6 protein-coding genes and 1 pseudogene are annotated in these 7,354 nt (G+C 67.2%); 4 read left to right on the top strand and 3 right to left on the bottom strand.

What is annotated here, in order from left to right; genetic code table 11:
* Window positions 1-690: pseudogene (locus GQS65_RS21700) on the bottom strand (hypothetical protein); the annotation flags it as partial.
* A gap of 191 nt (window positions 691-881) precedes the next feature.
* Between GQS65_RS21700 and GQS65_RS15250 the strand changes: the two are divergent.
* Together GQS65_RS15250 and GQS65_RS15245 are read left to right on the top strand one after the other, a co-directional pair.
* Window positions 882-1,982, top strand: a complete 1,101-nt coding sequence (locus tag GQS65_RS15250) for a glycosyltransferase (RefSeq protein ID WP_199268482.1) — start codon at window positions 882-884, stop codon at window positions 1,980-1,982.
* A gap of 81 nt (window positions 1,983-2,063) precedes the next feature.
* Window positions 2,064-3,233 carry a Gfo/Idh/MocA family protein gene (locus GQS65_RS15245; RefSeq protein WP_158205485.1) on the top strand — a complete coding sequence of 390 codons (1,170 nt, stop codon included), beginning with the start codon at window positions 2,064-2,066 and terminating at the stop codon, window positions 3,231-3,233.
* A 186-nt stretch (window positions 3,234-3,419) separates the two neighbouring features.
* Here the strand turns inward: GQS65_RS15245 and pdxS are convergent, their stop codons facing one another.
* On the bottom strand, window positions 3,420-4,328 hold the full coding sequence (pdxS, locus tag GQS65_RS15240; protein ID WP_158205484.1) for a pyridoxal 5'-phosphate synthase lyase subunit PdxS: 909 nt from the start codon (window positions 4,326-4,328) through the stop codon (window positions 3,420-3,422).
* A gap of 105 nt (window positions 4,329-4,433) precedes the next feature.
* Between pdxS and GQS65_RS15235 the strand changes: the two genes are divergently transcribed.
* Window positions 4,434-5,186 carry a DUF1405 domain-containing protein gene (locus tag GQS65_RS15235; RefSeq protein WP_158205483.1) on the top strand — a complete coding sequence of 251 codons (753 nt, stop codon included), beginning with the start codon at window positions 4,434-4,436 and terminating at the stop codon, window positions 5,184-5,186.
* Between the two features lie 58 nt (window positions 5,187-5,244).
* Window positions 5,245-6,423: an outer membrane protein assembly factor BamB family protein gene (locus GQS65_RS15230; protein WP_158205495.1), complete on the top strand. Its 1,179-nt coding sequence runs from the start codon at window positions 5,245-5,247 to the stop codon at window positions 6,421-6,423.
* Between the two features lie 9 nt (window positions 6,424-6,432).
* Here the strand turns inward: GQS65_RS15230 and GQS65_RS15225 are convergent, their stop codons facing one another.
* Complete coding sequence (locus GQS65_RS15225; protein WP_158205482.1) at window positions 6,433-7,350, bottom strand: HFX_2341 family transcriptional regulator; 918 nt, start codon at window positions 7,348-7,350, stop codon at window positions 6,433-6,435.
* Window positions 7,351-7,354 lie beyond the last annotated feature (4 nt).

The raw sequence follows: 7,354 nt of genomic DNA, 5'->3' as shown, positions 1-7,354 counted from the left end.
GTTCGGGTGTTGGTTCGGGTGTCGGTTCCGACGTGGTCTGCGGCGGTCCAGTGGACGTCTGTGGCGGTTCGGTCGTCTGCGTCGGTTCGGAGGTCTGTGGCGGTTCGGTCGTGTTCTCCGGTGGGTCGGGAGTCTGTGGTGGTTGTGTCGTCGGCGCGGGCGTCTGCGGTCGGGTCCGGCGTCGGCTCGGGGGTCGGTGCTTCCGTGGGCTCCGGCGTCGGCTCGGGGGGTCGGCGCTTCCGTGGGCTCCGGCGTCGGCTCGGGGGTCGGGTCCGGTTCCTCCGTGGGTTCGGGTTCCTCGGTCGGTTCCGGGTCGTTCGGCTCTTCTGTCGGTTCCGGGTCGTTCGGTTCCGGCTCCTCCGTGGGCTCGGGTTCTTCGGTCGGCTCCTTGGTCGGGTCGGGAGCGTCCGTCGCTGGTGGATCCGTCGGCTGGTCCGTCGCCGGCGGGTCGGTCTCCTCGGTCTGTTCTCCCGCGGGTGTATCGGTGGCGGTACTGCCCGGCGTCGTCACGGTCGAGCCGCTACCGTCCGTGACGAGGGTGCCGTTCGTGTCGTTCTGCTCCGCCGGTCCCGCGCCGTTGATATCGACGATGTCACCGAACAGGGTGATGCCGAAGTACGCGAGCGGAACCACGAGCAGGAGGACACCCAGCGCTACGACGGCGACGAAGGTGATGTCGTCAGTCTCCATAATCGAGGGCGTGTATGTCCCCAAAACACCGCGGGCGGGCTTAACTTAGCGGCCCTTAACTAGCCCCCCGTGACAGTGTTCTGTTGGAGAAGGTATTCGGGGAGGGCGGCACGGTAAGACTCCCGTCCGGTGGTTCCACAGATTGCGATGTGGTTAAACATTAATACTCTCGCTATCCGACACACAGACGAGTGTCTCCGCCATCTCCATCGTCCGACCGACCGACCGTCTTCATGTATCCGGACTACTCGGAGAGCAACGCTTACCAGCGACACCTTCGTGACGCCGTCACGGAGCGCGGTTACGACGTTCGGATGGTCGGTGCGGACCGAGTCCTCCCACTGCTCGGCGCGGTCCGTACACACGGTCGCCCCGACATCTTCCACGTCAACTGGCTGCATCGTCACTTCGTCACCGGGTCGTCGCTGCTGACCGCCGTTCTCGCGTTTCGGCTGCTGTTCGAGCTTCTCGTCCTCCGAGCCCTCGGTGTCGAACTGGTCTGGACGGTCCACAACCTCGTCGAGCACAGTCGTCGGACGCCCCGCCTCGAACTGGCGGTCCGGCGACTCGCCGCACAGCTCTGTGACCGCATCATCGTCCACTGTGAGAGCGCCCGTGACCTCGTCGTCGATACCTACCGACTCCCCGCGGCGACGGCCGAGCGAATCGAAGTCGTCCCGCACGGCCACTACATCGACAGCTACCCCAACGAGGTGAGCCGTGAGACTGCCCGTGAGTCGCTCGGATACGACGACGACCAGACCGTGTTCCTCTACTTCGGGCTCATCCGGTCGTACAAGAACGTCCCGAACCTCGTCCGTACGTTCTCGTCCATCGACGACCCCGACGCACGGCTGCTCGTCGTCGGAAACCCGATGAGCGAGGAGCTGGCGACCGAGGTCCGAACGCTCTGTGAACGGGACGACCGGGTCGCCTGCGTCCTGCAGTTCGTCCCCGACGGGGAGATACAGCAGTACATGAACGCCGCGGACGCCGTCGTCCTCCCGTTCGAGGAGGTGCTCACGTCGGGGACGGCCATCCTCGCCATGTCGTTCGGGCGCGCGCTCGTCGCTCCCCGTGCGGGCTGTGTCGCCGAACTCATCGACGCTGACGACCCGCTCGGCTACCAGCCCTCGAACCCCGGCGGGCTTCGACAGTCGCTGTGTACCGCCCTCGACGAGGACGCCGACGTCGACGCCGTCGGCCGCGCGAACCGCGAACTGGTGACCACGCTCGACTGGAACGGCATCGCGGACCGGACCGTCCGAGCGTACGCTCGGGGGGCCCGATGACCGGCGAAACGACCTGCTAACTCTCCCGGCGGTAGGGGTAGCCGCCGAATACTCATGGCCACTCCACGCCCCACCTCGGGTATGGGATACCGCGTCGCTATCATCGGCACCGGTGCCGACCCGAACAAGAAGGATCGGACCGGCTACGCCATGGCCTATCGCCACGCGCCGGGCTACCTCCGACTCGACGACTGTGACCTCGTGGCCTGTGCCGACATCGTGCCCGAGAACGCTCGGGCGTTCGCCGACCACCACGACATCGCACAGACGAGCGTCTACGAGGACTACCAGGAGATGCTCGAAGAGGAGGACCTCGACGTCGTCTCCGTCTGTGTGCCCGCCGCCTACCACGCCGACATCGTCGTCGGCGCGGCCGAGAGCGGCGAGTTACAGGCCATCCACTGCGAGAAGCCCATGGCGACGACGTGGGCCGACTGCAAACGGATGGTCGAGACCTGCGAGCGCCACAACGTCCAGTTGACCATCGACAACCAGCGTCGCTTCGGGAGTCCGTTCCGCAAAGCGAAGGAACTGCTCGACGACGGCACCGTCGGTGACCTCGTCCGCGTCGAGTGGTCCGAGGACAACCTCTTCGACGCCGGCGTCCACACCTTCGACCTCTGTCGGTACTACACCGACGACGCCGACGTCGACTGGGTGCTCGCGGGCATCGATTTCAGTGAGGAGAACGTCTGGTTCGGCACGCACAACGAGAACCACGGCTTCTCACAGTGGAGGTACGAGAACGGCGTCTACGGCCTCGCCGCCACCGGCGACGGCATGGACATGGTCGGTGCGTACTTCCGCCTCGTCGGCGAGTCCGGCGTCATCGAGATCGGCGTCGACGACGGTCCCGCGCTCCGCTACCGCAGAGACGGCGGGAAGTGGAAGACCGTCAAGACGGACGACTCCATCCACGGCCCGGCCTACAGCCTCCCTCGCGCCGGTGCGCGGAAGGTCGTCCAGAAGCTTCCGGTCCTCTCCGACCGCACGTTCGACAAGACGACGTTCTACGAGCGTGCCATCGAAGAGGTGGTGACCGCGCTCGACGAGGAGCGTGAGCCGGAAATCTCGGGGCGCAACGCGCTCGCCGGCACCGAACTGGTCTACGCGTCGTGGGAGTCCTCCCGCCGCCGCGGCCGCGTCAACCTCCCCATCGACATCGACGACAACCCGCTCGACGAGATGATCGAAGCACGCAACGACGACGGCGACGACCGGGAGGAAGCGGAAGCCGAATCCACGGACTGACGCGACCCGACGCGCCGTTCGACCGTCTTCCTCGCTCTCTTCGTCCTCGTTCTCTGCTCCTCACTGTCGTCGTCGGACTCGTCGTCTGGAGCGTGGGCAGCCGAGACTGACGCCTGCCACGCGAGAGACAGAGGGTGGTTCGGCCGAGGCGGTTCGGACCGTTCGGGGTCGTCGGGGGCGACCGGTTCAGACGCCGCGGCCCTGCAGTTTCTCCTCTTCGGGCATCGTCTCGTTGGCCTGCCCTTTCATGCCCTTGCCGATGCCCTTCGCGATGTCCTTCAGTCGCTCCGGGTCGTCGTAGTTGTTGACCGCCTCGACGACGGCGGTGCCCATTGCCTCGGGGTCCTCCGCGCCGAAGATGCCCGACCCGACGAAGATGCCGTCACAGCCGAGTTGCATCATCAGTGCCGCGTCCGCGGGGGTGGCGATGCCACCGGCCGCGAAGTTGACGACCGGGAGCCGACCACGCTCTGCGGTCTCGTGGACGAGGTCACGCGGGGCCTCGTTCTTCCGTGCCCACTCGTCGCGCTCCTCGTAGGCCATCCCCGAGAGCTGTCGAATGGCACGCTGGATGTTGCGCTGGTGGGTGACGGCCTGGTTGACGTCGCCCGTGCCGGCCTCGCCCTTCGTGCGAATCATCGCCGCACCCTCGTCGATGCGCCGGAGCGCCTCACCGAGGTTCCGGGCACCACAGACGAACGGGGCGGTGAAGTCGCGCTTGTCGATGTGGTAGCGCTCGTCGGCCGTCGTGAGCACCTCGCTCTCGTCGACCATGTCCGCGCCCGTCGCTTCGAGAATCTGGGCCTCGACGGAGTGACCGATGCGGGCCTTGCCCATCACGGGGATGGAGACCTCGTCGATGATGTTCTCGAGCAGTGCCGGGTCGGCCATCCGGGCGACGCCGCCGCGCTTGCGGATGTCGGCGGGCACCGCTTCGAGGCTCATGACGGCGACCGCACCGCAGTCCTCGGCGATGCGGGCCTGCTCTCGGGTCACCACGTCCATGATGACGCCGCCTTTCTGCATCTTCGCGAAGCCGCGCTTGACGAGGTCGGTGCCTCGCTTCAGGTCCTCGATGTCGGTCGCCTCGCTCATACGAATCCTCGGAACGGGACGCACTTAACCCGTGTCCTTCCGGCCCGGAACGCCCGAAAGGGACGGGACCAGCACTGTTTTGCTCGCCGCCTCCGACCCACGTCTATGTCCTTCGCCGACGCGCTGGGGACCCGTCTCACGCGTGCCTACCGGCAGTTCCTCGCGTTCGTCCGCGACGGGTCGCTCCCGCCGCGCGACGACCTTCCGCGCTACCTCGCGCCGCTCCCGGAACTCCTCGAGGATATCGGCTACCGACTCGTCTGGCTGGTCGTCGTCATCAACCTCGCGGGGACGGCGTTCGGCTTCTACTACTACAGCCAGCAGTTCGCCGCCACGCCCGTCGTGATGTGGCCGTTCGTCCCCGACTCGCCGATGGGGACGCTGTTCATCGCGCTCGCACTCGGCCTGTGGGCGCTCGGCCGAACGAACGAGTACGCCAACGCGTTCGCGCTCTTTGGCTGTATCAAACTCGGCGCGTGGACCCCCTACGTCCTGCTCGCGTTCTTCCCGGCGTGGGACGTCTGGTGGCCGATGTACAACTTCCTGTTCTGGAGTCACTGTGCGATGGTCGTCCAGGCGTTCGTCCTCCACCGTATCGCCGACTTCCCGGTGAAGGCGGTGGCGGCCGCGACGCTCTGGTACACCGTCGACCTCACACTGGATTACTTCTACAACCCGACGGGCGTCCTCACGCACACGACCATCCCCGTCTTCCGCTACGAGCCGTGGTTCCTCGACGGCTCCGTGACGAACCTCCAGATAGCGGCGGCGGGGGCGGTCGTGTTGACCGTCATCCCCCTGTTCGTCGCGCTAGCGACGCGGGTGAAGAAACTCGAATCCCGGCAGCGTACGCACTGACTCGGCCGCCCGACCACGGTCACAACGTACTTGTCGACGGACACGAACTGTCGGGCAGATGCCCTCTAGACGTGACGTACTCGCCGTGATGACGCTCGGTGGCGCGACGGCGCTCGCCGGCTGTGCCGGCACGCTGGCCGACGGTTCGGCCGGCCGCGACACCAGCGAGGACTGGCCGCAGTTCCGCGCCGACGCCGCCAACACCGGTGCGAACCTCGACGCGACCGGTCCGGTCGACGACCCCGACGTCGAGTGGGTCCACCTCGGCGGCCCGTGGTACGACATGCTCGAACCCGTGGTCACCGACGCCGTCTACACCGTCGACGACGGGGTCGCCGCACTCGATTCGGCTTCCGGCGACGTCGACTGGCGGGCAGGGGACTCCTACACCCGGCACACGCCTGCCGTCGCGGGCGACCTGCTCGTTCCCGGGGACCCGATTCGGGCGGTCGCCCGCGACGGCGGCCGGTCGGCGCTCGGTCGTCGATTCGACTTCCGGCGGTGGGAGACGACGATCGACGCCGACACGTCGCTCACGCTCCACGACGAGGTGGTTCTGCTCGGCGGAGTCGCCGATTCGGGGACGCTCGCGACGGATGTGGTCGCGCTGGAGACGGCGACGGGCGAGATTCGGTGGACGACGACCGGATCCGTAGAGGGCGCACCCGCGACCGACGGCGAGGCGGTCTACGTGGCGACGGACGGCCGGGATAGCGCCACCGCGCTCCTCGCACTCGACGCGAGGGACGGCAGTGAACTCTGGTCCCGACGACTCGGTGAGGGAGGGCCGGACGTACCGGTCGTGCTCGGGGAGGGTCTCGTCTACGTCCCACGGGACGGGTCGCTCCGTGCGTTCGACACAGCCACGGGTGACGCCGTCTGGACGTTCACACCGGACGGCGAGACCCGCGTCTCCGCGTCGCCAGCGCTCGCACAGGAGCGGCTGTACGTCCCCACGAGCGCCGAATCGTCGGGATTGGTCGCACTCGACGCCGCGACGGGCGAGCGACTGTGGGCCGCCGGCGACGGCCCCTACCGGTGTTCGCCGTCGGTCGGTGACGACGGCATCTACGCCGTCGACTTCGACGGACGACTGTCGCTGCACTGGCGCGACGGACCTGCACAGTGGCGTGTGCAGGTCGACGCGCCCGTCGCGTCCTCGCCCGTTCCGAGCGACGGGCGGGTGTTCGTCGGGACTCGTGACGGGCTACTGTACGCGCTCGGTGAGCACGAGTAGCGCTCCCGCTTAGACCAGCGCGTCGGGGTCGCCGTCGGCGTGTGAGCGGACCCACAGCTCTCCGATACGCGAGAGTCGTGTCCGGTAGGATTTGCCCTGTTCTTCCTGTTCGATGTAGCCCTTCCCGCCCGGTCCGAGGCGGTCGACGTTGTAGATGACCTTCGACCGGAAGGAGTCGGTGTACTCCTCGCCCAGGTCGCGGGCGAGCGTCTGCGCGAGTTCGGAGACGGAGGCGAACTCGCCGTGTTCGCCGAGCGTGAACATGATGAGCTCCTCGAACGGCTTGACGTTCGAGAACGAGGCGACGGGCAGTTCGACGACGTGGCTCCCTTCGACCTCCTTCGCGCCGATGGTCGTCCCGCGCTCGTCGAACTCCGCGAGCAGTTCGCGGGCGTCCCCGAGCCACTCGCTGATGCGTTCTTCCTCGACCGAGGAGTCCCGGACGTCGGTGAGCAGGTCCAGACCCAGCCGCAACTCCTCGGCGAGTTCCGTCTCCAGGTACTTCTCGGGCACCGTGTAGTACGTGCGGATGCGCTCACGGTCGCCCTGTCGCTCGACCATGATGGAGTGGGCGGCGGTGGCGAACGCGAACGAGACGGTGCGGGGCATCGAGGAGACGTTGACCCACACCTCGCCGTCCTCGCGCGACTCGCGGTCTAACTCCGCGTTGATGAGGTCGTACGCCTGCTCGAAGGCCGTGTCGTAGTCGTAGACGTCCTCGATGACGAACCGCTCGGTCTGCGCACCGAGGAGGTTCGAGAAGTCCTTCTCCAGTTTGGTGGCGAGGTTCCGGGAGTACTCGACGTTGGCCTCGCTCCCCACCGCGCCCTCCAGCAGGATGACGCGGTCCACGTCGAGTTGATCTCTGACGAGCGGAGCGATGAGCCGGTCGTAGTCGAACCCGACCGGGACGATGTGCGTCTGCATACGC

The organism is Halomarina oriensis, from assembly GCF_009791395.1.
GTDB classification, from domain to species: Archaea; Halobacteriota; Halobacteria; order Halobacteriales; family Haloarculaceae; genus Halomarina; species Halomarina oriensis.
This window is presented reverse-complemented; position numbering and strand designations above follow the sequence as displayed.

Bases quoted from the DNA above. Each gene is read 5' to 3' on its own strand.
- GQS65_RS15245 (WP_158205485.1), top strand. From the start codon at position 2,064: ATGGGATACCGCGTCGCTATCATCGGCACCGGTGCCGACCCGAACAAG.
- pdxS (WP_158205484.1), bottom strand. From the start codon at position 4,328: ATGAGCGAGGCGACCGACATCGAGGACCTGAAGCGAGGCACCGACCTC.
- GQS65_RS15235 (WP_158205483.1), top strand. From the start codon at position 4,434: ATGTCCTTCGCCGACGCGCTGGGGACCCGTCTCACGCGTGCCTACCGG.
- GQS65_RS15230 (WP_158205495.1), top strand. From the start codon at position 5,245: ATGCCCTCTAGACGTGACGTACTCGCCGTGATGACGCTCGGTGGCGCG.
- GQS65_RS15225 (WP_158205482.1), bottom strand. From the start codon at position 7,350: ATGCAGACGCACATCGTCCCGGTCGGGTTCGACTACGACCGGCTCATC.